The sequence below is a fragment of the Alsobacter sp. R-9 genome (assembly GCF_054612375.1).
On sequence record NZ_JBTSWJ010000004.1, the window covers coordinates 256,498 to 282,008 of the forward strand.

Consider the following 25,511-nt stretch of genomic DNA (forward strand, 5'->3'; position numbering starts at 1 on the left):
CCATGCCGACCGTCACCTACACCGAGCGCAAGGGCCAGCTCGAGACCTACTTCGACCGCACCGCGGTCGATGCGTGGGCTCGCCTCACCTCCGACGCGCCCGTCGGCCGGATCCGCGCCACGGTGCGCGCGGGCCGCGACCGCATGCGCGCGACGCTGCTCGACTGGCTGCCTGCCGACCTCTCCGGCCGCCGCTTGCTCGACGCGGGATGCGGGACCGGCGCGCTGGCCGTCGAGGCGGCGAAGCGCGGGGCCGAGGTGACGGCCATCGATATCTCCCCGACGCTCATCCGCCTCGCCCGCGAGCGGCTCCCGCATGACCTCGGCGTCGGCTCGATCCGCTTCCTGGTGGGCGACATGTTCGACCGCGAGCTCGGGCGGTTCGACCACGTCGTCGCCATGGACTCGCTCATCCACTACCGCGCGCACGACGTGACGCGGGTGCTGGCCGGGCTTGCCGCACGCACCGACCACTCCATCGTCTTCACCTTCGCGCCGCGCACGCCGGCCCTCGCGCTGATGCACGCGGTGGGCAAGTTCTTCCCGCGCAGCGACCGCGCCCCGGCCATCGAGCCGGTGTCGGAGACGACCCTCCTCTCGCTCGTCGGGCGCGAGCCCGGGCTCGACCACTGGCAGGCGCGCCGCACGCTGCGCATCGCCAGCGGCTTCTACACCTCGCAGGCGCTGGAGCTCGCGCACCTATGAGCATGAACCCGTTCGGCAGAGGCATCGTGAAGGCGTGGGGCGAACTCGGCCCCCGCTTCCTGCCGTTTGCCGACGCGGCCACGCCGGAGCTGCCTCTCGGCCGGCTGATGCGGCTGTCGCTCTTCCAGGTGACGGTGGGCATGGCGGCGGTGCTGCTCATCGGCACGCTCAACCGGGTGATGATCGTCGAGCTCGGCGTCCCGGCGTGGCTGGTCGCGACGATGGTGTCGCTGCCGCTGCTGTTCGCTCCCGCGCGGGCGCTCGTCGGCTACCGGTCCGACACCCACCGCTCGGCGCTGGGATGGCGGCGCGTGCCCTTCATCTGGACAGGCACGCTCGTCCAGTTCGGCGGGCTCGCCATCATGCCGTTCGCGCTGATCCTGCTGTCGGGCGACGTCACCGCCGGCCCCTCGTGGATCGGCCAGCCGGCCGCGGCGCTCGCTTTCCTCATGGTCGGGGCCGGCCTCCACACGGTGCAGACGGTCGGCCTCGCGCTTGCCACGGACCTCGCGCCCGAGCGTGCGCGCCCGAAGGTCGTGGCGCTGCTGTGCGTCATGCTCCTTGTCGGCATGGTGCTCTCGGCCACCGTGTTCGGCGCGCTGCTCGCCAACTTCAGCCAGTTGCGCCTGATCCAGGTCATCCAGGGCGCGGCCGTCCTGACGATGGTCGTGAACATCATCGCGCTGTGGAAGCAGGAGCCGCGCGATCCGGGCCGCAACCGCAACGTCGAGGCGCCCCGTTTCGGTGACGCCTGGGCCGCGTTCCTGAAGGGCGACAAGGCCCGCCGCCGGCTCGTCGCCACCGGCATCGGCACGGCGGCGTTCAGCATGCAGGACGTGCTGCTCGAGCCGTATGGCGGGCAGATCCTGAAGCTCTCCGTCGGCGCGACAACCGCCTTCACCGCGGTCCTCGCCGCAGGCGGTATCGCCGGCCTCGTCCTGGCCGCACGGCGCCTGAACAATGGCGCCGATCCGCACCGCGTCGCCGCGCTGGGCGTCGTCGCCGGCATCTTCGCGTTCTCCTGCGTGGCGTTCTCTGCGCCGCTGGGGTCCGGCCCGCTGTTCGGCATCGGCGTTGCGCTCATCGGCTTTGGCGGCGGTCTCTTCGGCCACGGGACCCTGACGGCCACGATGGAGAGCGCACGCCGCACCGGGGACGTCGGGCTGGCGCTGGGCGCCTGGGGCGCCGTGCAGGCGACCGCCGCGGGACTGGCGATCGCCGCCGGCGGCATCATGCGCGACATCATCTCCGACAGCGCCGTCCACCACCGGCTCGGCGACGGGCTCAATGACGCTTCGGCCGGCTACGTCGCCGTCTACCACACCGAAATCCTGCTCCTGTTCGTCACCCTCGTCGCGATCGGACCGCTGGTCCGCCGTCACGTCGGACCGGCGGGAGCCGCTTCATCCTTCGACCTGGCCCGCGCGCCAGGCTGACGACCCCGGGAGGTCAACATGCAGACAGGTGCCATTACCCAGTACATCGACGTCGCCCAGGTCGTCCTCTACGCGTTCTGGGTCTTCTTCGCAGGGCTGATCTTCTACATCCGGCAGGAAGACCGCCGCGAGGGCTATCCGCTCGAGAACGACAAGACGGGCGAACTGGGACCCAAGGGCTTCCCGTTCATTCCCGATCCCAAGACGTTCATCCTCGCGCATGGCCACGGCACGGTCTCGGTGCCCAACAACATCCGCGACCGCCGCCCCATCGCCGCGCAGAAGATCGCGCCGTTCGCCGGCGCCCCGCTGGAGCCCACCGGCAACCCGTTGGTCGACGGCGTCGGTCCTGCGGCCTGGGCCGAGCGCTCGGACCGCCCCGACGTGACGCTGCACGGCGACGCCAAGATCGTCCCGCTGCGCGCCGCGCTGGCCTTCCACATCGCCGAGGAGGATCCCGATCCCCGCGGCTACGAGGTGGTCGGCTGCGACAAGCAGTCGGGCGGCAAGATCACCGATGTCTGGGTCGACCAGTCGGAGCACATGGCGCGCTACTTCGAGGTGACCACGGGCAGCGGCCGCAAGGTCCTGGTGCCGGTGACGTTCACTCTCGTCGACGGGAAGCAGGGCATCGTCTACGTCCACGCGCTGCGCGGCAGCCAGTTCGAGGGCGTGCCGGTGACGAAGCATCCCGAGCAGGTGACGATGCTCGAGGAAGACAAGATCTGCGCCTACTACGGCGGCGGCACGCTCTACGCCACGCCCTCGCGCTCGGAGCCGCTGCTGTGAGCGCGCACGACGACTTCGCCGTCGAACCGATGCCGGGCCTGCCCGCCGTCCCGCCGCAGGGCGAGACGATCCTGTGGCAGGGCCGGCCGGACCGGACCGCCTTCTCGCGGCACGTCTTCCACCTGCGATTGATCGGCGTCTATTTCGCCATCCTCGCCGCGTGGCGCGTCGTCACGATCGCGTCGGACGGCGGGACACTCGCCGACATGGCCGTCTCCGTCGCGGTGCTCGCCGCCTGCGGGGTGGCGGCCGTCGGACTGTTCGCGTGGATCGCCCGTTCGATCCAGCGCTCGACCGTCTACACCATCACCTCGCGCCGCGTGGTGATGCGCTTCGGCGTCGCCTTTCCGATGACCTTCAACCTGCCCTACGCGCGGATCGACGGTGCCGACCTCGTGCAGCATGGTGACGGCATCGGCTCGATCGCGCTGAGGCTCGCGCCCGGCGAGCGCGTCGCGTACGCGGTGCTCTGGCCGCACGCCCGCCCGTGGCGCTTCGGTCATCCGCAGCCGATGCTGCGCTGCATCCCGAAGGCGGAGACCGTCGCGGCCATCCTCGGCCAGGCGTACGCCGCCGCCCAGCCGGCGCGGGTCGGCCGCACCGAGGCGGCCTCCGCCGCCACGGCCCGCCCCACCCTCTCCCCGGCTGCCTGAGGAGGACCCCAGCATGGCCTCGTCGACCGCTCCGCTTCCCGCGAACCGCTTCCCCCGCCTGCCGCTCTACTCGGCGATCGGGCTCGTCGCGTTCGCCATCGCCGCGGTGATGTTCGGGCAGGCCACCGAGATCGGGACGCTGCGCAATCCCAGCACGTCCCCCGAGTCGATCCGCGACCTGAGCTTCGTCGAGCTCGAAGGGGACCGGATCCGAGTGCTCGATGCCCGCAGCGGCAGCGAGCTGGCCCTCATCGGGCCCGACCAGGACGGCTTCATTCGTGGTTTCCTCCGTGGCCTCGGCCACCAGAGGAAGCTCCACAACGTGGAGCCGGACCAAGCCTACCGCCTGATCCTGTGGAACGACGGAAGCCTGACGATTTCCGACACGGCCACGGGTCAGCGGGTCATGCTCAACGCGTTCGGCGCCACCAACGCCGCCGCGCTGGCCCGTTTCCTGGAGAAAAGGAGCGCTACCCCATGATCAAGTCCATCCTGGGCGGTCATACGGAGGACGTGCCCTGCACGATCGAAGTAGAGAACACCTTCGAGAGCCTTCACGCCCACGTGAAGCTCGAGAACGGGGCGGTCATCCACCCCGGCGACGAAGTGCTCGTCCATGGCGAGCGTGTCGTGGTGCCCTACGGAGAGAAGCGGGTGTTCAGCCGTATGGCCACCATCAACCGTGCCAGCTGGCTGGAGCGTCTTTGGACGCGCGCGACCGGCGATCTCGAATTCATGGAGCTGTGTGAGTTCAGCTTCTCGGAAAGGCCGCAGCTATGAACGCGCACGCTCCCCTCACCGCCGAAGAGCGCGAAGTCAACGAGACGACGCGCATCGCGCAGTCCGACACGCTGCTCACGCCCCGCTTCTACACGACCGACTTCGACGCCCTCGACAAGATCGACGTCACGCCGGTGCGCGAGGAGTGGGACGCCCTCATCGCCGAGATGCGGGCCGACCCGAACAAGGGCCACTTCCGTCGCAACGAGGAGTGGAACACGATCAACCTCGACGACCTGCCGGAGGACCTCCGCAAGGAATTCGTCGACTTCCTGGTGAGCTCGCTGACGGCGGAGTTCTCCGGCTGCGTGCTCTACAAGGAGATGAAGCGCCGCGGATCCAACAAGGAGATCTGCGACCTGTTCTCCTACATGAGCCGCGACGAGGCACGCCATGCGGGCTTCATCAACGACGCCCTGCGCGAGTTCGACATCGCGGTGAACCTCGGCTTCCTCACCAAGACGAAGAAGTACACGTACTTCCAGCCGAAGTTCATCTTCTACGCCACCTACCTGTCGGAGAAGATCGGCTACGCGCGCTACATCACGATCTTCCGCCACCTGCAGAAGAACCCGGACCGGCGCTTCCACCCGATCTTCAAGTGGTTCGAGCAGTGGTGCAACGACGAGTTCCGCCACGGCGAGGCGTTCTCGCTGCTGATGCGGGCCAACCCGCAGATGATCAGCGGACTGAACAAGCTGTGGGTGAAGTTCTTCCTGCTCGCCGTGTTCTCGACGATGTACGTGCGCGACCACGCACGCCCGGCGTTCCACAAGGCGCTCGGCATCGACGTGGACGACTACGACTTCCGCGTGTTCCGCCTGACGTCGGAAATCTCGAAGCAGGTGTTCCCGCTGACGCTGAACCTCGACGACCCGCGGTTCCTCGCCGGCCTCAAGACGCTGCGCAAGATCAACGACGAGATGGCGGCCCTCGACGAGAAGGGCGGCATCGGCTCGAAGATCCGCAAGGGGTGGCTCTCCGCGCGGGCGGCCGTCGCCTTCGGGAAGCTCTACATGATCCCCTCGACGCCGAACACGATCCCCGCCCGCAGCAGGCTGCAACCGGTCTGGTGATCGCATGCAGGCGTGGTGGCACTCCTGGGGCGCGGCGATAGGGTTCGCCCTTTTCGTCTGGTGGTTCTCGACGGGCGTGATCCTCATGCTCGTCAGGATACCGCGCGTCCTGCACCCCATCGCCATGGCCGGCTTCACGGTCCTGGCGGCGGCGTGCCTGTGGGGACTGGCCGCCACGCGGTCCGACGTCTCGCCGCTTGGGGCCTTCGCCGGCTTCACCTACGGCATCGTCATCTGGGGATGGCTGGAGACGGCCTTCCTCTTCGGCTACGTCACCGGCCCGCGCCGCGTCCCGCTGCGCGAGCCGGTGAGCGGCCTCGAGCGCTTCCGGCAGGCGTGGGGCACCATTGCCTACCACGAACTCTCCATCCTCGCGGCCGGCATCGGCCTCGTGGTTCTCACCTTCGGCGCGCCGAACCAGGTCGGCACTTGGACGTTCCTCGTGCTCTGGATCATGCGGATCAGCGCCAAGCTCAACCTCTTCTTCGGAGCGCCGAACGTTTCGGCGGAGCTCCTGCCGCCGCATCTCGACTATCTCGGCTCCTACTTCGCGCGCCGACGCGTCGGTGCGTTCTTTCCCTTCTCGGTGACGGTCGCGAGCCTGTGCTTCGGTGTTGCCCTGCACGCCGCCGCGACCGCGGTGGACGGCTACGGCACCGTGTCGTGGACGCTGATCGCGTCCCTCCTCGGCCTCGCCATCATCGAGCACTGGTTCCTCGTGCTTCCCCTGCCCGACGCGGCCCTCTGGCGATGGGCCGTCAAGTCCCCCGAGGCTGCCCGCATCGCCCACGACTTCGCCCGCGACGTCGCCGACGACCTCGCTCCCTTCGACCCGATGAACGGCGATGCCGTGCGGCCGGTCGCCGTGCGCACGCCACCGCTGACGCAGAGGATGCCATGAACTACGAAGACTTCTTCAAGGGGAAGATCGCGGAGCTGCACAAGGAAGGCCGCTATCGCGTGTTCGCGGAACTCGAGCGTCGGGCGGGCTCGTTTCCGAAGGCGACCCGCTACACGCCGGAGGGCACCCAGGAGGTGACCGTCTGGTGCTCCAACGACTACCTCGGCATGGGGCAGCACCCCGATGTCCTCGCCGCGATGCACGCGGCCATCGATGGATGCGGCGCCGGTGCCGGCGGAACGCGCAACATCTCGGGCACCAACCACCACCACGTGCTGCTGGAGCGCGAGCTCGCCGACCTCCACCACAAGGAGGCCGCGCTGCTCTTCAACTCCGGCTACATGTCGAACTGGGCGGCGCTCGGCACGCTCGGCGCGCTCCTGCCGGACTGCGTGATCCTGTCGGATGCGGGCAACCACGCCTCGATGATCGAGGGCATCCGGCACAGCCGGGCCGACCGCGTGATCTTCCGTCACAACGATCCCGAGGATCTCGCCCGCAAGCTTGCCGCCGTCGCTCCCGGCCGCGCGAAGCTCGTGGCCTTCGAGTCCGTCTACTCGATGGATGGCGACATCGCCCCCATCAAGGAAATCTGCGACGTCGCCGATGCGCATGGCGCGATGACCTACATCGACGAGGTTCACGGCGTCGGCCTCTACGGCCCGCGCGGCGGCGGCGTCGCCGAGCGCGAGGGCCTGATGGACCGCATCACGGTCATCGAGGGCACGCTGGGCAAGGCGTTCGGCGTGATGGGCGGATACATCACCGGCTCCGCCGCGCTGTGCGACTTCGTCCGCAGCTTCGCTTCCGGCTTCATCTTCTCGACCGCGCTGCCGCCGGCGCTCGCGGCCGGCGCATGCGCCAGCATCCGCCACCTGAAGGCCAGCGGGGCCGAGCGGGCGCGCCACCAGAACCGCGTCGCGGCCCTCCGCCGCAAGCTGGACGCCGTGGGCATCCCCCACATGGCCAATCCCAGCCACATCGTGCCGGTGATGGTGGGCAACCCCGTGAAGTGCAAGTGGATCAGCGACGTGCTGCTCGACAACTACGGGATCTACATCCAGCCCATCAACTACCCCACCGTCGCACGCGGTACGGAACGCCTGCGCATCACGCCCTCGCCGTTCCATTCGGACGAGGACATCGAGCGGCTCGTCGACGCGCTGCACGACCTCTGGTCGCAGTGCGCTCTGAGCCGCGCGGTCGCCTGAGGCCGCCATGCAGGCGATCTCGATCTCCTTCTTCCGCTTCGACGGGCTCGCCGCGCGGCTCTGGGCGTTCGCCCAGATGCAGTTCGCCCGCGGCAAGCTGCGGCGGACGCCGGGGATCGGGTTCTTCAAGCTGTTCGGCACCGGCACGGGCGAAGGCTTCACGCCCGTGCCGAACTTCGGGGTCTACGCCGTGCTGGCCACGTGGCCGGACCTCGAGACGGCGCGCCGTGCAGTTGCGGAAGGGCGCGCCTACCGCGACTACCGCGCCCATGCCGTCGAGCACGCGACCATCTATCTCTCGGCCGTGGCGAGCCGCGGCCGCTGGGATTCGCAGGAGCCCTTCGAGGTCTTCCAGAGCGAGCCCCAGCCTTCGCCGATCGCCGTCCTCACGCGGGCGACCGTCAGGGGGCGACACCTGTTCCGGTTCTGGGGGCGCACGCCCGACATCAGTTCGACCGTGCGCGGGGAGGACCACCTGCGCTTCAAGATCGGCATGGGCGAGGTGCCCTGGATCCAGCAGGTCACCTTCTCCGTCTGGGACGACCCCGCCAGCATGGTTTCCTTCGCCTATCGCTCCGCCAGCCACGGAGAGGCGGTGAAGCGGGTCCGCAGCGGCAAATGGTTCAAGGAAGAGCTCTACGCGCGTTTCCGGATCCTCGACTGGGACGGGACCTGGGAGGGACGCGCGCCGATACCCGGCTTTATCGCCCATCACGCGGTCTGAGGAGGCGACCATGAACGCGACTGCGCTTCGCCTTCCCGCCACGGACCCCGCCCCGATCCTCATCCCCGGGATTGCAGGCGACGGTTCGCTCTACCCGATCGAGAAGCTCGACGCCCACCGGCAGGCCGCGTTCCACCTCGCCATCTCGGTGTTCATCTTCAGCGGCGGAGAGTTGCTGATCCAGCGCCGGGCACTCGGCAAGTACCACTGCGGGGGGCAGTGGGCGAACACCTGCTGCACCCATCCGCACTGGGGCGAGGACGTCGCCGCGGCTGCTCGCCGTCGCCTCAGGGAGGAACTCGGGTTCAGCGCGCCCCTGCGCGAGACGCGCGTGGTGGACTATCGCGCCGACGTGGGCAACGACCTCGTCGAGAACGAGCGCGTGCACATGTTCCTCGGCGAGGTCGACCGCGAGATGCTGCGGCCCGCGCCCGATCCCTCGGAGGTCGCCGAAGTCCGCTGGGTCGATGCGGCGACGCTGCGTCGGGAGATCGAAGCCACGCCGCTGGCCTTCACGCCGTGGTTCCGCATCTACGTGTCGCGGTTCCCCGACCTCTCGTTCTAGAACGACGCCAGCCGTCCCCGCCGGCACCCCCGGCCCACCGGCCTCAGTCCGCCGGGTCGCCAGCGCTCGGATCCTCGTCCGCGATGACGCCGTGGCGTCTGGCGACATCCTCGATCAGCGCCGCGACGACGGGCGGATTCTCCTCGTGGGCGAGATGTCCGAGGCGACGCAACCGCATCACCCTGGCCGAGCGCAGGACGCTCTTCACCTCGTAGGCCTGCCCGGGCGGCACCGCATGGTCCTCCGTGGCGGCCGCGAGGACGAGCGGCACCTTCAGCCGGCTGATGTCATGCAGCAGTCCGTCGAGATCCCAAGACGCCATCATGGCGAGCGCGCCGGCGACATGGCCGGGGTTTCCAGCGAGGCGGGCGTAGAGCGCGATGCCCCGCTCGTCGAGGCGCGAGCCGGTGTCGCGCAGCAGGCGCGCCACCACGTCCGGGTCGCCCGCGCGCCAGGCGAAAAGCGACGGCACGAACGGGTTGAGAACCAGGAGCTTCGCGATGGGCGAGAAGAAGCGCGTCGCCGCGCCGCGGAACGGGATGAAGGCGCCGTTGAGGCTGATGATCGCCGCCGGCCGGGCCCCGCCGTCGAGCGCCATACGCACGGCGATCGCAGCACCGGCGGAATGCCCCACGAGTAGCGCGGGCTCGAGCTCGAGCGCGTCCAGCAGGGCCGCGACCGCTGCAGCCATCCCGGGAAGGGTCTGCTGGTCCGGGGCCGCGGGGCCGCTGAATCCATGACCCGGCAGATCCATCGCGACGACGCGGAAGTGGCGAGCCAGCAAGGGCGCGAGGTCGCGCCATGAATGCAGCGACGCCCCGGTTCCATGGATGAGGACGAGGACCGGGCCTGCACCCATCTCCATCACGAGCCAGCGCAGGCCGCCCGCGTCGACGAAGCGGCAGGCTTCCCTGTGCGGCCAGTCGATGCCGTCTACGTCCCAGTTCAGCCGGTCGTGTCGCATCACATGCAAAGGGGCGCACCGCGGCGCGCCCCTTCTCCGATGAAGCCGGTGGTCCGGCGGATCACGGCTTGGTGCCGAGTTCCGCCATGTAGTCCTTCAGCACCTGGGCCCCGTTGAGCGGCTTGTTCAGCCCCTGGTGGCAGGTCGCGCAACCCACCTTGGCCACGTCGCCCGTCTTGCCCAGGCGGTTTGCCGGGAAGGTCGAGGTGAGCGGCTCGAGGTAGGTCTTGTTCACCGCCCTCGCCATGCGGATGCCGTAGAACGCCGTGACGCGCTGCGGGGGGCTCTCGTCCCACGCGTTGAAGGCGCGGCTGTTGTGGCAGAACGTGCAGTTCTGCCCCAGCGACTGCGACATGTGCATCATGAGCGCCCAGGTGTGCTCCGTGTCCATGATGGTCGACTTGTTGCCCGAGGGCAGCGCGGTCAGGGTATGGACGCGGATCGGCTTGTCGCCGAGCAGGAACTCGCTCAGCGCGTCGTAGGGCAGCGAGGTCAGGTCGGCGTTCTTGGCAACCAGGTTCTGGCCGCCCTCGTAACCGAGCCACTGCGTGGCCTTGGCGTTCTGCAGGCCGGTTTCCTTGTACCAGACGTTCTTCGGAACGCCGTTGCCGCCGTGGCAGGTGTAGCAGGTGACGCCCGTCGCGCCGACGTGGTTCTTCCACTCGGTGTTGATGGTGCGCGTCATCTGGATCATGCGACGGGCGACGATCAGCTGGTAGCGGCTGTAGTCGCCCATGTTCTCGGGGTTGTGGCAGTAGGCGCAGCCCTGCTCGCCGCCGACCCATTCCGCGAAGGATGCCATCAGGCCGTTGAACTGATCCTCGCTGAGGTCACCAAGGACCTGCAGGTTCGGATACACGGTCTTGGCCTTGGGGCCCTCCGGGCTCGCGACGTAAGGTGGAGGCGGCGCGGTGATCTTGGCGTTTGCCGCGACCACGCTGGCGTCCTTGGTCTGTACCATGGCGACGCCGCGGTACCCGATCTGCTGGCTCTTGGCCGGGGGAAGACTCCATCCGGCGGTGGCCACCATCCAGCCGCCGATGAAGAGGCCCACGGTCCCGAGCGCGAGTGTCCAACCGAAGGACTTCATGGCTTGGCTCCTGCGGCGAGGGCGGGATCCGTGACGCCGCCGAATACGTCGGGATAATGGGGAACGAGGCCGTGCTTGATGCCCCACAGGTACCAGTTGTCCACGACGGTGCCGGTGAGAAGGATGCCGATGCCGCCGGTGAGCGGGGTCAGCACCGCGAACCACCACGCCCAGCGATGGATCGACTCCATCGTGGCGTTGAAGCCCATCGTCCAGCGCCAGAAGAGTGCGGCGCGCTCGCTGGCCGTGCCCCGGTCCACGATCTGCTCGAGCTCGCGGTCGCCGCCGTAGCGCGTCACGGCCAGGATGGTCGCGCCGTGCATGGCGAACAGGAGCGTCGAGCCGTAGAGGAAGACGATCGAGAGGCAGTGGAACGGGTTGTAGTAGAGGTTGCCGTAGCGGATCGAGAACGCCGTGGTCCAGTCGAGGTGCGGCAGGATGCCGAACGGCACGGCCTCGGACCAGCTGCCCATGAGCATCGGACGGATGAAGCCCAGCACGAGGAACAGCCAGATCGCCGAGGCGAAGGCCCACGCGATGTGCGTGCCCATCTTGAGCGCACGGGCCCGCGCGTACATCCGCACCCACCACAGCAGCACCGAGGCGGTGATGAAGGCGCCCGAGATGACCCACCAGCCGCCCTGGTTGAGCGGCGGGATGATGCGGAAGCCCTGCGAGGGCGGCGGCGGCTCGAGCGCGAGCCACGGCAGCAGGCGGATGAACTGGATGGGGTTCCAGTTCACCGACGCCAGCATGTTGAAGCCGATGATCGAGAAGCCGATGGCGAAGAAGATCACCGAGGCGATGCCGAGCGCGCCCAGGTAGACCGGGCCGAGCTGGGCGTTGCCGAACTTGCCGATCCAGTAGCTGAGGACCGGCGAGCCGATGCGTTCGAAGTCACCGTTCTCGATCGGGGCACCGGCCTCGATCGGGCCGCGGACCTGCACCCGCGTGAAGATGTTCTGGTATTCGGGAATGAGATACATGGCCGGCCCTTTCTCACGAGGCCCAGATCGGGAGCTTCAGCCACCAGTTCCACCACTCCGGCCAGCTCTTGTTCCAGAAGGGTCCGCTGATGACGATGCAGACGGCGCTCCAGAAGCCGGCGGACAGCGCGAGGAACAGGCCGAGGCGATGGATGCCGAGCGTGCCGATCGAGTAGCCGATCGTGTCGCGGAAGAAGGTGTCCTCGTGCTCGGGGCTCTTGACCTCCTCGCCCTTGGGCGGGTTGGCGGCGGAGAGCACGAGCGCGCCATGGAGCGACAGCGCCAGAGTCGTGGTGAAGAAGAACGTCACCGCGATCATGTGCGCTGGATTGTAGTGGAAGTGCAGGAACTGGTAGCCGACGTTCGACACCCAGTCGAGGTGGCTGAAGATCCCGTAGGGGAAGCCGTGGCCCCAGGCGCCGAGCAGCACCGGGCGGATCACCACCAGCGTGACGTAGGCGAAGATCGCGACGCTGAAGGCGAACGGCACGTGGTAGCCGATGCCGAGCTTGCGGCAGATCTCGACCTCGCGCATGGCCCATGATCCGAAGGCCCCTATGGCGCAGATCGTGATGATCTGCCAGAGGCCGCCGTCCTTCAGCGAGGGCGCGGCGCCGAGGCCGTACTTGAGGTCGGGCGGGGCGATGCTGATCTGCCAGATGTTCCAGGTCGGGCCGATGGCGGCGCCGTAGAGGATCATCGCGGTACCGACGATGGTACAGAACGTCCCCGTGACCCCGAAGAAGCCGACGTAGAACGGCCCGACCCAGAAGTCGAAAAGGTCGCCGCCGATCAGCGTCCCGCCCCGTACGCGATACTTCCGTTCAAAACTGAGCAAGGCCATGCGCCCCTCCCTCGATCCCATGCGGGCCAGGCGACCGTCCGTGACGGGGCCCGGGCAGTGACGGCGGGCGGCCGGACATCGTCCGGCCGTCCGCCATCGCACCGTGCCGACAGGCCGCCGCCGCAGCGGGGCCTGCCGGGATCACGGCAGCGTTCGACTCACTTCCCGACCGGAGCGCCGAGCAGCCAGTTGAAGCGCTCGGTGCTGAGGAGGACGAGGTGGATCATGACCGCCAGTGCGAACAGGAACACACCCTGCGCCACGAGGACGCGCCGCGGGTCAAAGACTTTCCAGATGCGCCACATGTGCGGATCTCCTTACGAGAAGTACGGGAGCACGGTGGAAGCCACCGTGGTCACGCTGTCGAGCAAGCTTGAGGAATAGCCCTTCGGCCCGGGGATCCACGGACGCCACATCCAGACGAGGAAATGAGCCACGACTGCAACTGCGACGAACAGGACAGTTCCCTGGATGTAGTACCGATGGAACTCCTCAGCTTCCTGGTCGGACAGTCCCGACCAAGACGTAGATTTATCAGCCATCGTTTCCCTCCGACTGACGAGCCTTACGGCGGTTACCGCACACAACCCCGTGCGGCGTGGTACGTCACGGCTTGTCGGCCGCGAAGTTTCGCCCGGGGGCACCGGGCGAAAGGTTGGCGCGTCGGCAGGGGACCGGCGCGGAAGCTGTCATGGCGGGCTGCCCCGGGCACACGCCCGGAGGGCCGGCCTCAGGCGCCGAAAGCGACGGCAACCGTCGCCGCCGCCATGGCGCGGGCATCGCCCAGAACCGAACGCGTCTCGCTGCCGCAGATCCGGCCGCGCCACGCATAGGGCAGCAGCCGCGCGAACAGCGCGACGAGCACGAAGATCGGGAATGAAACCGCGAAGACGGCGCGGTAATCCCGTTCGGCCGAGTGCCGCGTGCCGCCGTGGGTGGCGCGCGTCGCCTCCCAGGTGCGGTGCAGCTTGTGGCCCTCGGAGCCGGCGGCGCTGGCCGCCTCGCGCTGCGCCAGGATGTCGGCCAAGGTCATCGAACCGCTCATGTCGCTTGCCCCTCCAGCAGTGACTGACGTGTCTGCCGCACGCGGGCGGCGTTGACGGTGGTTTCGCCGGCCCGCCGCGCGGAACGCTCGCAGGCGTCGCGCAGGCGCTTGGCGGCGGAGATGCGCACGAGCACCGGCTCGGCCTCGACGAAGGCGTCGAGGACGTCCTTGGCCTCGCCGTCCCACGGCAGCTCCTCGTGCAGCCGCGCGCGGGTCGGCTCGACGGCGTCAAGCTGGGCGGCGAGCGGCAGGATGTTGAAGAGCGTGTCGAAGAGGGCGTTGCAGACTTCCTGGACGAGGTAGGTCGCGCCCGCGTAGCCCATGAAGGACGTGCCGGTGTGGCGGCGGATGATGGCGCCCGGGAACGAGGCGGGGATGTAGGTGCCGCGGCCGCCGGCCTCGACCAGGTACATCCGCTCGTTGTAGCTGCCGAAGAGGACGAGCGGTCCCTTCTCGCGGATCAGCTGCCGGATTGCCGCGTTGTCGGTCTTCTGCCCCGCCAAGCGCGGCACCGCAAAGGCGCAGGGCAGGCCGAGGTCGTGCTCGAGGAAGTTGCGGACGCCGCGGACATAAGTCTCGCACGCGACGATGCCGAAGCTCGCCGTGCCGAAGAAATCCTGCGTGACGGACCGCCAGAGGTCCCAGAGCGGCTTGATGGTCGTGTGCTTCTCGCGCTCGATGAAGGGCTCGGGGTCGAGACCCGTGAGCTCGCCCAGCGTGCGCAGGAAACGGGTCGTCGAGTGCAGGCCGATCGGCGCCTGGAGGTATGGCTTGCCGAGTTCCTCGCAGAGCAGGCGCCCGAACTCGCGGTAGAGGCAGATGTTGACGTCGGCGTCGATGAGCCGCGGCACATCCGCGAGGTGCGAACCGAGCGGGAAGACCAGGTTCACCTCGCAGCCGATGCCTTCCACCAGCCGCCGGATCTCGGCGAGGTCGGAGGGCATGTTGAAGGTGCCGTAGATCGGGCCGATGATGTTGACGCGCGGCTTGTCGCCCTCCTTGCGGGGGCGGGCCTTCGGGAGCTTGCCGCCCTTGGCGCCGTACTCCGTCCACAACCAGCGCAGCGCGCGGTCCGCGGACTGCCACTGGTCCTCGTCGATGGTGCGCGGCAGGAAGCGCTGGATGCCCGTGCCCTCGGGCGTCACGCCGCCGCCGATCATCTCGGCGATGGAGCCCGTCACGACCACGGCGGGCTGCGTCGGGTCGAGCACCTTGTGGGCGCGCTTCATCGCCTGCTCGGTGCCGTTCTGGCCGAGTTCCTCCTCGGCGAGGCCCGTGACCACGATGGGAAGTTCGTGCGGCGGCAGGGCGTCCGTGTAATGGAGCACCGACGTGACCGGCAGGTTCTCGCAGCCCACCGGGCCGTCGATGATGACCTGCAGGCCCTTGATCGCCGTGAAGACGTAGACGGAGCCCCAGTAGCCGCCGGCGCGGTCGTGGTCGAGGATCAGCATCCCACGGCCTCCCCGGTGTCGACGGCGTTGGTCTTCTTCGTGCGCGCGGCGAACTTCTTGCGGAACTCGGGGCGGTCCTGCGGCGTGTCCTGCCAGACGCCCGCGGCGTGGCCCTCGCCGACGCCCTCGAAGAACGCCTTCATCTCGTCGAAGCGGCCCTTGTTGCCCATGGCGGCGTTGACCACCTGGGCGAGCGAACCGGCACCGGCGGGCCCCATCAGCGGGCGGGCCGAGATCAGGTTCGTGAAGTAGAGGGCGGGCGTCGCCTTCTCCTTCGCCTTCTGCACGACCGGCGTGGTGCCGATGGCGAGGTCCGGCTCGAAGGCGTCGAAGGCGTGGAGGTCGTCCTCGAGCGAGGCGCGGAACTTCACGGCGACGCCATGGGCCTCCAGCCACTCGCGGTCGTGGTCCGAGAACCGCGTGCGCGCGCAGGCCGTGCCGACGTAGCGCAGGTCCGCGCCGCTCTCGACGAGCAGGCGGCCGACGAGCAGTTCCGAACCCTCGTAGCCGGACAGCGTGATGCGGCCCTTGATCGGGCTTCCGGCCAGTGCACCGCGGATCGCCGGCAGCATGGCGTTGCGGGCGCGGTCGATGGCCTCGCGGCCGACGCCGGCGGCCTCGCCGATGCGCTCCAGCCAGTCGCTGGTGCCGTCGACGCCGACCGGCGCGGATCCGACGATCGGGCGGCCGGCGGCCTCGAACTCGCGGAACGCGGCCGTATAGAAGGGATGGATCGCCGCCACGACGGCCCCGTCGAGCGCGGCATAGAGCTCGCGCCACTCGCGCGTCGGAACGACCGGGCCGGCGGCAAGGCCCATGAGGTCGAGCATGCGGCCAATGCCGATGGGATCGGCCGGGAACATCTCACCGACGAGGGTCACCGTCGGCTTGCCCGAGCGGCCCGCGGCCGGCGCCTGGACGGGGCCCTGCTCCGCCTCTAGCCGGGCGTAGTTCAGCATCGCCCCTGCGAGGACGTCCTTGGCCTCCGCATGCGTCGGCACGCCGAAGCCGGGCACGTCGATGCCGATGACGCGGACGCCGTTGATCTCCTTCGGCAGCAACCGCAGCGGCACGCCCGATGCGGTCGGCACGCAGAGATTGGTGACGACGATCGTGTCGTAGCGCTCGGGGTCGGCGAGGGCGAAGACGGCCTCGCGGATATCCTCGAAGAGCTTGCCGGTGACGAGCGTCTCCGAGTTGAACGGCACGTAGCCGACGGTGCGGCGGGCGCCGTAGAAGTGCGACGTGAAAGTCAGCCCATAGACGCAGCAGGCGGAGCCGGAGAGCACGGTGGCGGTGCGGCGCATGCGCAGCCCGACGCGCAGCGAGCCGAAGGCCGGGCACATGCTCTGAGGCTGGTCGTGCGGTCCCTTGGGGTAGTCCTGCGCGTAGCGGTCGAGCACCTCGCTCTGGCCGGCGGCACGGGCCGCGCGTTCCATCTCGGCGGCGCCCGCATGGCAGCCGCCTCCCGTCGCGATCTCGGCAGGTGCCGGTGCGCGCAGGTCGTCGTCCCCGTGGGGACGCTCGTCTCGGCTGTCGGTGGGGCGCTCGTCCATGGTGCGCTCAGACGGTTTCGTAGACGACTTCGAGGGACGGCTTCGAAAGGTCGGACACGCCGCGCATGTCCTCGGCCGTGGCCGGCTCCAGCACCACGTCGCGGCCGACGGTATCGCCGGAGAAGAGGCCGAGCAGGCCGTCCTGGCTCAGCGGCGCGGGCTGGCGCGGGGGCGCCTCGGCGACGTTGAGGGCGAGTTCGGCGAAGAGCGGCGCCCACTCGGTGCCGGGCTTGCCGATGATCTGGTAGTTCGCGCTCTTGCGGCGGATGTCCTCGTGCGCCGGGATCGCGGCCAGCACGGGGATGCCGACCGTTTCCGCGAAGGCGTGCGCCTCGCCGGTGCCGTCGTCCTTGTTGATGACCATGCCGGCGACGCCGACGTTGCCGCCGAGCTTGCGGAAGTACTCCACCGCCGAGCAGACGTTGTTGGCGACGTAGAGCGACTGGAGGTCGTTCGAGCCGACGACGATGACCTTCTGGCACATGTCGCGGGCGATCGGCAGGCCGAAGCCGCCGCACACCACGTCGCCCAGGAAGTCGAGCAGCACGTAGTCGAAGTCCCACTCGTGGAAGCCGAGCTTCTCGAGCAGCTCGAAGCCGTGGATGATCCCGCGGCCGCCGCAGCCGCGACCGACCTCAGGCCCGCCGAGTTCCATCGCGTAGACGCCGTCGCGCTTGAAGCAGACGTCGCCGATCTTCACCTCCTCGCCGGCGAGCTTCTTCCTCGACGAGGTCTCGATGATGGTGGGGCAGGAGCGGCCGCCGAAGAGCAGCGAGGTGGTGTCGCTCTTCGGGTCGCAGCCGATGAGCAGCACCTTCTTGCCCTGCTGGGCCATCATGTAGCTGAGGTTGGCGAGCGTGAAGCTCTTGCCGATGCCGCCCTTGCCGTAGATGGCGATGACCTGCGTCTCCTTGGTCGCGGCCGTCGGGACCGGATCCGGGGCGACGGCGGCTTCGGCGCGCAGGGCGTCGCGCTGGCGGTCGATCAGCGTATGGGTCGTGCTCATGCGACCGATCTCCAGTCGAGGACCATCTTGAGACAGGACGGATCCTCGAAGGCCGTCCTGTAGGCGGAGGCGGCCGTCAGGGCCGGCTCGCGATGCGTGATCAGGTTGTCGAGTGACAGGCGGCCCGACTCGACGAGCTCACGCACCGCCGAGAGGTCGTCTTCCCGCCACTCGGCGGCGACGCGCATCCGCGCCTCCCGCATGAAGGCGGTGGGGAACGTGAAGGCGAGCTGGCCGCTGTAGAAACCGGCCAGCACGATCTCGCCGCCGTGCCCGAGGTGCATGAGCAACTGGTCGAGGATCGCGTTGTCACCACTCACGTCGATGATGGTGCGGTAGTCGTTCTGGCGGTCGTCACGGGGATCGACCACTCGGTAGCCCTCGGCGCCCTCGGCCCGCAGCGGGTTCGTCTCCCAGACGGTGGGCGAACCGCCCTCGAGCACGCTGAGGCGCGCCAGGAGCCGGCCCAATACGCCGTGACCGACGATGAGTTCGGGACCCTGGGCCACGCCGACGCGGGCGTGCCGCGCCGTGGCGGCGAGCGCAAGGAGAGCCGCGCGTTCGCCGAGCCGTTCGCCCACGGGGGTCACGCGGGCTCCGGGCACGACGAGCCGCGAGGCGGCACCACCGAAGAGGCCGCGCACCGACGTGAAGCAACGGGAACCGGGGACGAAGACAAACTCGCCTTCGCGCCGACCGGACGCATGGCCGGCGTGAGAGACGCGGCCGACCGACTCATAGCCGGGGACGAGGGGATAACCCATGCCGGGGAAGGGTGGCATCCGTCCCGACCAGAGGAGCCGCTCAGTCCCGGTGCTGATGCCGCTGTAGGCGATCTCGACGACCACGTCCTCATCGCCCGGGGCCGACAGGTCGACCTCGCCGAGCACGAGGTGCTCCGGCTTCTCCAGGATGACGGCCAGCGCTTTCACGGTTGTGGACCCCTTGGCTGCAGATCCGATGGCGGATCCGACGGCCTATGTCAGCTTATCTTGACACTCTAAAGTGTCAATCTTTCTTCACAGGCAACTGCCTTGTTTCTGGTCTTTTCGTGCGGGGCCGCAGGAACGATTGCCTCCGGTCCCGCAGGCGTCACGGCCTAGCGACCAGGAGACCCGTCAGGAGGGGGCTGCGTGTGGATCGCGTGTCGACCTGGCTGAAGCCGGCCTGTCGGAGCAGTCCAGCGAGGGCGTCGGGGCTCCGCGACTCGCCGCCTTTCATCGCCATGAGGTAGAAGCCGAAATAGGCGGCTCCGACCGTCTCTGCGCCGGGCGTGGCGGCCATCGGCTCGGCCACGATCAGGGTTCCCCCGGGTGCCAATGCGGCGCGCGTCGCCTTCAGCAACGTGAGCACGCGGTCGTCGGGATGGTCGTAGAGGACGCGCACGAGGCTGACGAGGTCGGCGCCCTGCGGCAGCGGATCGGTGAACATGTTGCCGCCGAAGGCCCGGGCCCGCTGCGCGAGACCGTCGGCCGCGAAGGCCGCGGTCGCCCGGTCCGCGACGGGCGGGACGTCGAAGAGCATGCACTCGAGCGCCGGCGCACGTCGTGCAGCCGCACGAATGAATGCCCCCTCGCCGCCCCCGACGTCGAGAAGGCGACGGTGGCCCGCGACGGGATAGGCGTCGAGAACCTCGCCTGCGATGAACTGCTGCGAGGCGGCCATCAGGCGGCTGTAGTCCGCCACCTTGTCGGCGGTGAGCGTGGCGGGATCCTGCGTGGCGTACGCCCAGTAGGCCGAGAGCTTCGTCGGCCGCGACGGGTCCCGCAGGAGGCCCACGGGATCCTGCAAGTCTTCGTAGAGAATCGCGTGGTGCTCGACCATCGCGAGCACGCCGGCATTGCCGAGCAGCGCTGCGCCGAGGTCCCCCAGCCCGTAGCCTCCCCCGCGCTCCTGCAGGAGGCGAAGGGCTGCGGCGCCGGCGCAGAGCTTGCGGGCCGATGACAGCGGAAGGCCGGTCGCGGCGGCGATGGCACCGAGGTCGACGGGCCCTGCCGCAACGGTCTCCAGAACCTTAAGCTTCACAACGGCATGGAGGATCTGCGCGTACACGAAGCCCGCGACGAGATCGAAGCTCTCTCGGGCTCGGCGGCGCGCGATCCACCGCGTCAGCGGGAAGGCCGCGGCCCGGCGCTGGAAGACAGGATCGCGCAGCAGACGGTCGCGCAGGCGGTACCAGCGCTCCGCGAGGGAGGCGGGCGGCGCCAGGGGCGGCACGGCCGGAATGGTCGTCATGGCGCGGTCAGGCGGCGGCGTGCGCCAGCTCCTTCGGCACGAGGCGCTTGGCCTCGCTGAGAATCAGGGCTTCGAGCTCGCTGGCCCGCGGACAGTCCGGGATCGAGGCGATCGCCGCCCCGACGATCTCGCGAAGATGCGCGAGCGCCGTCGTCGTGCCGAGCGCCGCCACGGCGTTGGGCCTGTGATGGGCGGCATCCTGACCGACGGGCTTGCCGATGTCCGCGGCGCTGCCGACGGCATCGCGCAGGTCGTCGGCCACCTGGTAGGCCTCGCCGAGCCGCTCCCCGAATGCCCGCCAGGGGTTCGGGTCGGCACCGGCCGCGATGGCCCCGGCCATGGCCGCGCCGACGAAGAGCGACCCGGTCTTGGTGCGGTGGTAGGTCCGCATGTCGATGTCAGGCTCCACCTCCCACGCCTGTCCGGCGACGATCCCGAGCGGGAGACCGACGGAACTCGCGACGGTGGTGACGAGACGTGCGAGACGCGCGGGCGCGGCCACCGCCTCGAGGGCGATGGTCTCAAAGGCAAGGACGATGAGCGCATCACCGACGAGGAGTGCCAGGGGCTCGCCGTAGAGAGCGTGCACCGACGGCCGTCCACGACGGGTTGCGGCATCGTCGAAGCAGGGCATGTCGTCATGGACGAGGGAGGCGCAGTGGAGCAGTTCCACCGCAGCGCAGGCCGCGTCTGACAGCGCGGGGGCGTCATCGCCGCAGGCTCCCGCGACGGCGAGGCAGAGCCTGGGCCTCACGCGGGCGCCGCCGGGAAACACCGCATGGCGGGTGGCCTCTGCGATGGCGGGTGGGGCCTTGGCGGCACAGGCCCGGCCGACGGCCTTCTCGAGGGCGGCTTCGATGCGCGACCTGATGTCCATCGGTCTCTCCGGTGCCATGACGGCGTCAATAGAGTTTGACAGTTTGACTGTCTTGTCAACTTGACAGTGGCGCTGTCAGCCGCGCCAGTCCAACCGTGCCCGCCACGTCACGGGCCATCCCTGGGACGCCGTCTCGACGTGTGACCGGTTGTGGACGAGCGACCGGAACAACCCCTCGAACGTGGCAGCGTAGAAGGCCCCAAGTCGTCCTCCGGCCAGCCGAGAGCGGCAGAGAGAGCAACCGGTGAGCGACAGGGCCACGGGTGGGCCCGCGTGGGCCTCGAACCGGGCGCTGCCGGCGAAGGTCCACGCGTGCCGCCGGATCGCGGCCAGCAGGAGCGGTCCCGCCAGCCGCGCGGGAAGCCAGCGCAGGAGCCGGCGCGCGGGCGCGGGAATGCGATGGGCGAGCAGATAGGCAGCCGTTCGCGTGCCGGCCTCGCGCGACACGGACTCGGCCTCGTCGGCTCCCAGTTCGTGGCCGAGGGCAGCGTGGAGCCGTGCGACCTCCCGCTCGGGAACCATGGTGGCCGGCAGGGCGTCGAGGTAGTGCGCGAGCCGCGCCCTGACGAAGACGCTGTCAAGCGCCTGCACGCCGTGTCGCTCGCGCAGCACGGCCGCGATCTGGATGATGGCGTTGGGTCCGATGCGAGGATCGCTCCTGTCGTCGTTCCGCTGCTGCATCGGGAGCCTCCGGCCTTGAGCCGAGGAAAGCGCGGGCGCGACGGGCAGCCATTGATCCGCGTCAACATGTGTCCAGTTTATTTGACACTCGCTTTGTCATCCCGTTTGGACGTAGAGTGAAGAGGCGTCCGCGCAAGGGCGCAGAGGGAGAACGTTCCGTGCGGACAGAGCGGGTCCTCGTCGTCGGCGCCGGCATCGGCGGCCTGTCGGCGGCCGTCGATCTGGCCGCGCGCGGCACCGACGTGACGGTTCTGGAGCGGGCCGCCGCGCCGGGCGGCAAGATGCGCGAGATCCCGGTCGGCCCCGCGAGGATCGACGGCGGACCGAGCGTGTTCACGATGCGCTGGGTCTTCGAGGAGCTCTTCGAGGCCGCCGGAACCACGCTCGGCTCGGAGGTCGCTCTCGAACCGGCCAACCTTCTGGCCCGTCATGCGTGGAGCGCCGACGAGCGGCTCGACCTGTTCGCGGACATGGCGCAGTCGCAGGATGCCATCGCCGCGTTCGCAGGCCCCGAGGAGGGCCGGCGCTACCGCGCGTTCTGCGAGCGGACGCGCGACATCTACCAGACGCTCGAGCGCCCGTTCCTGCGCGACTCGCGGCCGAACCCCGTGTCGCTCACCACCCGCGTCGGATTCAACCGGCTCGACGCCCTGATGCGGCTGAAGCCCTTCAGCACGATGTGGTCCGCGCTCGGAGAGAGTTTCCGGGATCCCCGGCTGCGCCAGCTCTACGGCCGATACTCCACCTATTGCGGCTCCTCGCCCTTCGCCGCCCCGGCGACGCTGATGCTGGTCGCCCATGTCGAGCAGGAAGGTGTCTGGTACGTCCGTGGCGGCATGTACCGGTTGGCCGAGGCGCTCGCCCGCACCGCCGGCCGGCTGGGCGCCGAAATCCGCTGCGGAGCGGAGGTCGCGGAGGTGACGACCAGGGCCGGCCGCATCGACGGGGTGCGCCTGGCGACCGGAGAGCACCTGCGCGCCGACGCTGTCGTCGTCAACGCCGACGCTGGCGCCGTCGGGGCAGGCCTGCTCGGCCCCGGCCCTGCCAGGGCCGTCTCGCGTGTGCCGGTGCGGGCGCGTTCTCTTTCGGCGGTCGTCTGGACGGCCGTGGCACGCACGCGCGGCTTTCCCCTCGTGCGGCACAACGTGTTCTTCTCCCGCGACTACCCCGACGAATTCGACCGCATCTTCCGGCGGGGGCAGTTGCCGGATGAGCCGACCGTCTACGTATGCGCGCAGGATCGAGGCGATGAGCCCCTTGCGGGTGACGCCCCCGAGCGCCTCCTCATCCTCGTCAATGCCCCGGCCGTCGGCGACGTCCGCGCTTTCGAACCCCCGGAGATCGGCGCATGCCAGGACCGCATGACACGCCTGCTCGACCGCTGCGGCCTGAGCGTGGAGATGGACCCGCGGCGCTGCGTGACGAGCACGCCGGAGACGTTCGGACGGCTGTTCCCGGGGACGGGGGGAGCCCTCTACGGCCGGGCCTCGCACGGCTGGTGGGCCTCGTTCCAGAGGCCGGACTCGCGGACCCGGGTGCCGGGGCTCTATCTCGCGGGCGGGAGCGTCCACCCCGGGCCGGGAGTGCCGATGGCGGCGCTGTCGGGGCGGCTGGCCGCCCGCTCGGTGCTGTCGGACCTCGCTTCGACCAGGCCGTCCCGCCAGGTGGCTATGTCTGGTGGTACTGTGACGCCCTGAGCGACGACGGGCGCTTCGGCCTGAGCGTCATCGTCTTCGTCGGCTCGGTGTTCTCGCCCTACTACCACTGGGCCGGGCGGCGCGAGCCGGAGGATCATTGCGCCGTCAACGTGGCGCTCTACGGTCCCGGCGTCGGGCGCTGGAGCATGACCGAGCGCGGACGCTCCCGCGTTTGGCGCGACAGCCGCACGCTGGCGATCGGGCCGAGCGTGCTGCGCCGCGACGGCGACGCCTTCGTCATCGACGTCTGCGAGTGGGCCGTTCCCGTGCCGCGGCGCCTGCGCGGGACGATCCGGCTCGTCCCCCACGCGCTCACCGAGCGCGCCTTCGCCATCGACGCCGCCGGCCGGCACCGCTGGATGCCCCTCGCCCCCTCGTGCACGGCCGAGGTCGACTTCAGCGAGCCGGGGTGCCGCTGGACCGGCCACGGCTACGTCGACACCAACGCCGGAGACGAGCCGGTGGAGAACACGTTCGACGTCTGGGACTGGTCGCGCGCCGACCTCGGCCGAGACGGATCGGCCGTGCTCTACGACGTCGTGGAGCGGGACGGCACGACCCGCTCCATTGCCGCTCGCTACGACCGGCACGGGGCCTGCGAGGACTTCACCCCGCCGCCGCGTGTCCAGCTGCCGCGCACGCGCTGGTTGCTCCGCCGCCGCACGCAGGCGGAACCGGGCGGCCCGGTGAAGGTCGTCCGGACGCTCGAGGACACGCCGTTCTACGCGCGGTCCGAGCTCGAGACCCGGCTCTTCGGACGACAGGTGGCCGCGGTGCACGAGAGCCTCTCTGTCTCGCGCCTCGACACGTCCCTGGTGCGGCTGATGTTGCCGTTCAGGATGCCGCGCCGGCGCTGACGGCATCGTCGACAGCCTCCCGGTCGAGCAGGGCCCTCTTCCGCTCGACGCCCCAGCGGTAGCCGGAGAGGCTGCCGTCGGTCCGCACGACACGGTGGCAGGGAATGGCGACCGCCGCGGGGTTCGCGGCGCAGGCCTGCGCCACGGCGCGCACGGCCGCTGGTCGGCCGACGCGCGCGGCGATCTCCGCATAGGTCGCGGTCCGTCCTGGTGGAATCTCCCGCAGGGCCTGCCACACGCGCTCCTGGAACGCGGTGCCCCGGACGTCGAGAGGCAGGTCGACGCGGCGCTGCGGGTCTTCGACCAGCCCCACCACCAGCGCCACCGTGCGCTCGAAATCGGGGTCGGCACCGACGAGTTCCGCGCGCGGAAAGCGATCCTGCAGATCGCGCAGAAGCGCGTCCGGATCGTCCCCCAGCGTGATGGCGCAGACACCGCCCTGCGTAGCGGCCACCAGGATGGCGCCGAGCGAGCACTGGCCCACCGCGAAGCGGATCACCGTGCCCTCCCCGCCCCTGCGGTAGGTTGCCGGCGCCATGCCGAGGCGGGGCGCGGCGGCGGCATAGAAGCGACTCGCCGAGCCGTAGCCTGCGTCGTAGATCGCTTCCGTCACGCTTCCGGCTGCCTGCAGGCGCTCGGCGGCGCGACGCGCCCGGCGGGCGGCGGCATAGGCCGCCGGCGTCAGGCCCGTCACCTGACGGAACACCCGGTGGAAGTGGAAGGGCGAGAGCCCCGCGGCAGTGGCGAGGGCGGCCAGCTCGGGCGCCTCATCCGCTTCGTCGATCATGCGACAGGCGCGGGCGATGCGCGCGGAATTGACCGCCTCCGTATCCTCCTCGTCCGGTCGACAGCGCTTGCAGGCCCGCAGCCCGGCGGCGCGCGCCTGCGTCCCGTCGGCATAGAAGCGGACGTTCTCGCGCCGCGCCGTCCGCGAGGGGCAGCTCGGGCGGCAATACACGCCCGTCGTGCGCACCCCGTAGACGAAAGTGCCGTCCGCCGTGCGGTCGCGGCGCACCACGGCCGCCCAGCGGGCGTCGTCGAGTTCCCGATCGGCGCGGGCCGGTGCGATGGACGTTGCGAGGCGAGGCATGGCGGTTCTCCAGGACGCCGCGACGGGTCCGCGGTGGTCCTCGTGTGCCACGGCGGGGACGCAACGGCATCCCGGCCCTTGCTCCCCAATCCGGCGCCGGCCACCCATGCCGCGGGCGGCTGGCGAGGCGATGGCACGACGTTAGAGCATGCTGGGCTTCTGCAGAAGGGCAGCATGCCTGTCGGTGGTTGCGCACTCTTCGCGAAAAGCCGGTTTCCACCTTTTCGCCGCATGCTCTAACAATCGCTGCGCCGCCGTCCAGATCGGCCGGCGCATCCGTCCGTTCTCCG

General features: G+C 69.7%; 28 protein-coding genes. 13 read left to right on the forward strand and 15 right to left on the reverse strand.

Annotation, left to right across the window (positions count from 1 at the left end; genetic code table 11):
• Positions 1-2: 2 nt before the first annotated feature.
• From bchM to idi, 11 genes are read left to right on the forward strand one after another with little or no spacing between them, the layout of a single operon-like run.
• Positions 3-704, forward strand: coding sequence for a magnesium protoporphyrin IX methyltransferase (gene bchM, locus ACX9GQ_RS09245; protein WP_459629231.1), 702 nt, complete (start codon positions 3-5; stop codon positions 702-704).
• Positions 705-706: 2 nt separating this feature from the next.
• The gene (locus ACX9GQ_RS09250) at positions 707-2,140 is read left to right on the forward strand and encodes a BCD family MFS transporter (protein ID WP_459629316.1); all 1,434 of its coding nucleotides are present in this window, start codon (positions 707-709) and stop codon (positions 2,138-2,140) included.
• 18 nt (positions 2,141-2,158) lie between these two features.
• Positions 2,159-2,929 carry a photosynthetic reaction center subunit H gene (gene puhA / locus ACX9GQ_RS09255; RefSeq protein WP_459629232.1) on the forward strand — a complete coding sequence of 257 codons (771 nt, stop codon included), beginning with the start codon at positions 2,159-2,161 and terminating at the stop codon, positions 2,927-2,929.
• Complete coding sequence (puhB, locus tag ACX9GQ_RS09260) at positions 2,926-3,582, forward strand: photosynthetic complex putative assembly protein PuhB (protein ID WP_459629233.1); 657 nt, start codon at positions 2,926-2,928, stop codon at positions 3,580-3,582. Before puhA ends, puhB begins: the two co-directional genes overlap by 4 nt.
• Positions 3,583-3,595: 13 nt before the next feature.
• On the forward strand, positions 3,596-4,063 hold the full coding sequence (gene puhC, locus ACX9GQ_RS09265) for a photosynthetic complex assembly protein PuhC (RefSeq protein ID WP_459629234.1): 468 nt from the start codon (positions 3,596-3,598) through the stop codon (positions 4,061-4,063).
• Entirely contained in the window at positions 4,060-4,362 is a 303-nt protein-coding gene (locus ACX9GQ_RS09270) for a hypothetical protein (RefSeq protein ID WP_459629235.1), read from the forward strand. Before puhC ends, ACX9GQ_RS09270 begins: the two co-directional genes overlap by 4 nt.
• A complete protein-coding gene (gene acsF, locus ACX9GQ_RS09275) occupies positions 4,359-5,438 on the forward strand; it encodes a magnesium-protoporphyrin IX monomethyl ester (oxidative) cyclase (RefSeq protein ID WP_459629236.1) in 1,080 nt (359 codons plus the stop codon). The genes ACX9GQ_RS09270 and acsF overlap by 4 nt, the downstream gene beginning before the upstream one ends.
• 4 nt (positions 5,439-5,442) lie before the next feature.
• Positions 5,443-6,339, forward strand: a complete 897-nt coding sequence (gene puhE, locus ACX9GQ_RS09280) for a putative photosynthetic complex assembly protein PuhE (protein ID WP_459629237.1) — start codon at positions 5,443-5,445, stop codon at positions 6,337-6,339.
• Positions 6,336-7,550 carry a 5-aminolevulinate synthase gene (gene hemA / locus ACX9GQ_RS09285; protein WP_459629238.1) on the forward strand — a complete coding sequence of 405 codons (1,215 nt, stop codon included), beginning with the start codon at positions 6,336-6,338 and terminating at the stop codon, positions 7,548-7,550. The genes puhE and hemA overlap by 4 nt, the downstream gene beginning before the upstream one ends.
• 7 nt (positions 7,551-7,557) lie before the next feature.
• Positions 7,558-8,274: a spheroidene monooxygenase gene (gene crtA / locus ACX9GQ_RS09290; protein ID WP_459629239.1), complete on the forward strand. Its 717-nt coding sequence runs from the start codon at positions 7,558-7,560 to the stop codon at positions 8,272-8,274.
• A 10-nt stretch (positions 8,275-8,284) separates the two neighbouring features.
• Positions 8,285-8,839: an isopentenyl-diphosphate Delta-isomerase gene (gene idi, locus ACX9GQ_RS09295; protein WP_459629240.1), complete on the forward strand. Its 555-nt coding sequence runs from the start codon at positions 8,285-8,287 to the stop codon at positions 8,837-8,839.
• Between the two features lie 43 nt (positions 8,840-8,882).
• Here the strand turns inward: idi and bchO are convergent, their stop codons facing one another.
• From bchO to bchJ, 14 genes are all read right to left on the reverse strand, one after another.
• On the reverse strand, positions 8,883-9,803 hold the full coding sequence (gene bchO / locus ACX9GQ_RS09300) for an alpha/beta fold hydrolase BchO (RefSeq protein ID WP_459629241.1): 921 nt from the start codon (positions 9,801-9,803) through the stop codon (positions 8,883-8,885).
• Positions 9,804-9,864: 61 nt separating this feature from the next.
• Entirely contained in the window at positions 9,865-10,893 is a 1,029-nt protein-coding gene (pufC, locus tag ACX9GQ_RS09305) for a photosynthetic reaction center cytochrome PufC (protein WP_459629242.1), read from the reverse strand.
• Complete coding sequence (pufM, locus tag ACX9GQ_RS09310) at positions 10,890-11,870, reverse strand: photosynthetic reaction center subunit M (protein ID WP_459629317.1); 981 nt, start codon at positions 11,868-11,870, stop codon at positions 10,890-10,892. The genes pufC and pufM overlap by 4 nt, the downstream gene beginning before the upstream one ends.
• A gap of 22 nt (positions 11,871-11,892) precedes the next feature.
• Positions 11,893-12,723, reverse strand: coding sequence for a photosynthetic reaction center subunit L (gene pufL, locus ACX9GQ_RS09315; protein ID WP_459629243.1), 831 nt, complete (start codon positions 12,721-12,723; stop codon positions 11,893-11,895).
• 158 nt (positions 12,724-12,881) lie between these two features.
• Positions 12,882-13,028, reverse strand: coding sequence for a light-harvesting antenna LH1, alpha subunit (pufA, locus tag ACX9GQ_RS09320; RefSeq protein ID WP_459629244.1), 147 nt, complete (start codon positions 13,026-13,028; stop codon positions 12,882-12,884).
• A 12-nt stretch (positions 13,029-13,040) separates the two neighbouring features.
• Positions 13,041-13,265: a light-harvesting antenna LH1, beta subunit gene (pufB, locus tag ACX9GQ_RS09325; RefSeq protein WP_459629245.1), complete on the reverse strand. Its 225-nt coding sequence runs from the start codon at positions 13,263-13,265 to the stop codon at positions 13,041-13,043.
• A gap of 188 nt (positions 13,266-13,453) precedes the next feature.
• On the reverse strand, positions 13,454-13,768 hold the full coding sequence (locus ACX9GQ_RS09330) for a hypothetical protein (RefSeq protein ID WP_459629246.1): 315 nt from the start codon (positions 13,766-13,768) through the stop codon (positions 13,454-13,456).
• Positions 13,765-15,222 (reverse strand): chlorophyllide a reductase subunit Z, encoded by a 1,458-nt coding sequence (bchZ, locus tag ACX9GQ_RS09335; RefSeq protein ID WP_459629247.1) that lies wholly within the window; start codon positions 15,220-15,222, stop codon positions 13,765-13,767. Before bchZ ends, ACX9GQ_RS09330 begins: the two co-directional genes overlap by 4 nt.
• Positions 15,216-16,778, reverse strand: coding sequence for a chlorophyllide a reductase subunit Y (bchY, locus tag ACX9GQ_RS09340; RefSeq protein ID WP_459629248.1), 1,563 nt, complete (start codon positions 16,776-16,778; stop codon positions 15,216-15,218). The genes bchZ and bchY overlap by 7 nt, the downstream gene beginning before the upstream one ends.
• A gap of 7 nt (positions 16,779-16,785) precedes the next feature.
• Positions 16,786-17,784, reverse strand: coding sequence for a chlorophyllide a reductase iron protein subunit X (locus ACX9GQ_RS09345; protein WP_459629249.1), 999 nt, complete (start codon positions 17,782-17,784; stop codon positions 16,786-16,788).
• Positions 17,781-18,716, reverse strand: a complete 936-nt coding sequence (gene bchC, locus ACX9GQ_RS09350; RefSeq protein ID WP_459629250.1) for a chlorophyll synthesis pathway protein BchC — start codon at positions 18,714-18,716, stop codon at positions 17,781-17,783. The genes ACX9GQ_RS09345 and bchC overlap by 4 nt, the downstream gene beginning before the upstream one ends.
• Positions 18,717-18,876: 160 nt before the next feature.
• On the reverse strand, positions 18,877-20,019 hold the full coding sequence (locus tag ACX9GQ_RS09355; protein ID WP_459629251.1) for a methyltransferase: 1,143 nt from the start codon (positions 20,017-20,019) through the stop codon (positions 18,877-18,879).
• A gap of 7 nt (positions 20,020-20,026) precedes the next feature.
• Positions 20,027-20,896 (reverse strand): polyprenyl synthetase family protein, encoded by an 870-nt coding sequence (locus ACX9GQ_RS09360; RefSeq protein ID WP_459629252.1) that lies wholly within the window; start codon positions 20,894-20,896, stop codon positions 20,027-20,029.
• Positions 20,897-20,971: 75 nt separating this feature from the next.
• On the reverse strand, positions 20,972-21,577 hold the full coding sequence (bchJ, locus tag ACX9GQ_RS09365) for a bacteriochlorophyll 4-vinyl reductase (RefSeq protein WP_459629253.1): 606 nt from the start codon (positions 21,575-21,577) through the stop codon (positions 20,972-20,974).
• Positions 21,578-21,735: 158 nt separating this feature from the next.
• On the opposite strand from bchJ, the gene crtD reads away from it, so the two are divergent.
• Positions 21,736-23,274 carry a 1-hydroxycarotenoid 3,4-desaturase CrtD gene (gene crtD / locus ACX9GQ_RS09370; RefSeq protein ID WP_459629254.1) on the forward strand — a complete coding sequence of 513 codons (1,539 nt, stop codon included), beginning with the start codon at positions 21,736-21,738 and terminating at the stop codon, positions 23,272-23,274.
• 47 nt (positions 23,275-23,321) lie between these two features.
• Positions 23,322-24,131, forward strand: coding sequence for a hydratase (locus tag ACX9GQ_RS09375; RefSeq protein WP_459629255.1), 810 nt, complete (start codon positions 23,322-23,324; stop codon positions 24,129-24,131).
• On the opposite strand, the gene ada is transcribed toward ACX9GQ_RS09375, so the two are convergent.
• Positions 24,109-25,221: a bifunctional DNA-binding transcriptional regulator/O6-methylguanine-DNA methyltransferase Ada gene (gene ada, locus ACX9GQ_RS09380; RefSeq protein WP_459629256.1), complete on the reverse strand. Its 1,113-nt coding sequence runs from the start codon at positions 25,219-25,221 to the stop codon at positions 24,109-24,111. The genes ACX9GQ_RS09375 and ada overlap by 23 nt on opposite strands.
• Positions 25,222-25,511 lie beyond the last annotated feature (290 nt).

What these genes read in the sequence shown, in the direction of transcription:
- bchM (WP_459629231.1), top strand. Translation starts at nt 3, where the DNA reads ATGCCGACCGTCACCTACACCGAGCGCAAGGGCCAGCTCGAGACCTAC.
- ACX9GQ_RS09250 (WP_459629316.1), top strand. Translation starts at nt 707, where the DNA reads ATGAACCCGTTCGGCAGAGGCATCGTGAAGGCGTGGGGCGAACTCGGC.
- puhA (WP_459629232.1), top strand. Translation starts at nt 2,159, where the DNA reads ATGCAGACAGGTGCCATTACCCAGTACATCGACGTCGCCCAGGTCGTC.
- puhC (WP_459629234.1), top strand. Translation starts at nt 3,596, where the DNA reads ATGGCCTCGTCGACCGCTCCGCTTCCCGCGAACCGCTTCCCCCGCCTG.
- ACX9GQ_RS09270 (WP_459629235.1), top strand. Translation starts at nt 4,060, where the DNA reads ATGATCAAGTCCATCCTGGGCGGTCATACGGAGGACGTGCCCTGCACG.
- acsF (WP_459629236.1), top strand. Translation starts at nt 4,359, where the DNA reads ATGAACGCGCACGCTCCCCTCACCGCCGAAGAGCGCGAAGTCAACGAG.
- puhE (WP_459629237.1), top strand. Translation starts at nt 5,443, where the DNA reads ATGCAGGCGTGGTGGCACTCCTGGGGCGCGGCGATAGGGTTCGCCCTT.
- hemA (WP_459629238.1), top strand. Translation starts at nt 6,336, where the DNA reads ATGAACTACGAAGACTTCTTCAAGGGGAAGATCGCGGAGCTGCACAAG.
- crtA (WP_459629239.1), top strand. Translation starts at nt 7,558, where the DNA reads ATGCAGGCGATCTCGATCTCCTTCTTCCGCTTCGACGGGCTCGCCGCG.
- idi (WP_459629240.1), top strand. Translation starts at nt 8,285, where the DNA reads ATGAACGCGACTGCGCTTCGCCTTCCCGCCACGGACCCCGCCCCGATC.
- bchO (WP_459629241.1), bottom strand. Translation starts at nt 9,803, where the DNA reads ATGCGACACGACCGGCTGAACTGGGACGTAGACGGCATCGACTGGCCG.
- pufC (WP_459629242.1), bottom strand. Translation starts at nt 10,893, where the DNA reads ATGAAGTCCTTCGGTTGGACACTCGCGCTCGGGACCGTGGGCCTCTTC.
- pufL (WP_459629243.1), bottom strand. Translation starts at nt 12,723, where the DNA reads ATGGCCTTGCTCAGTTTTGAACGGAAGTATCGCGTACGGGGCGGGACG.
- pufA (WP_459629244.1), bottom strand. Translation starts at nt 13,028, where the DNA reads ATGTGGCGCATCTGGAAAGTCTTTGACCCGCGGCGCGTCCTCGTGGCG.
- pufB (WP_459629245.1), bottom strand. Translation starts at nt 13,265, where the DNA reads ATGGCTGATAAATCTACGTCTTGGTCGGGACTGTCCGACCAGGAAGCT.
- ACX9GQ_RS09330 (WP_459629246.1), bottom strand. Translation starts at nt 13,768, where the DNA reads ATGAGCGGTTCGATGACCTTGGCCGACATCCTGGCGCAGCGCGAGGCG.
- bchZ (WP_459629247.1), bottom strand. Translation starts at nt 15,222, where the DNA reads ATGCTGATCCTCGACCACGACCGCGCCGGCGGCTACTGGGGCTCCGTC.
- bchY (WP_459629248.1), bottom strand. Translation starts at nt 16,778, where the DNA reads ATGGACGAGCGCCCCACCGACAGCCGAGACGAGCGTCCCCACGGGGAC.
- ACX9GQ_RS09345 (WP_459629249.1), bottom strand. Translation starts at nt 17,784, where the DNA reads ATGAGCACGACCCATACGCTGATCGACCGCCAGCGCGACGCCCTGCGC.
- ACX9GQ_RS09355 (WP_459629251.1), bottom strand. Translation starts at nt 20,019, where the DNA reads ATGACGACCATTCCGGCCGTGCCGCCCCTGGCGCCGCCCGCCTCCCTC.
- ACX9GQ_RS09360 (WP_459629252.1), bottom strand. Translation starts at nt 20,896, where the DNA reads ATGGACATCAGGTCGCGCATCGAAGCCGCCCTCGAGAAGGCCGTCGGC.
- bchJ (WP_459629253.1), bottom strand. Translation starts at nt 21,577, where the DNA reads ATGCAGCAGCGGAACGACGACAGGAGCGATCCTCGCATCGGACCCAAC.
- ada (WP_459629256.1), bottom strand. Translation starts at nt 25,221, where the DNA reads ATGCCTCGCCTCGCAACGTCCATCGCACCGGCCCGCGCCGATCGGGAA.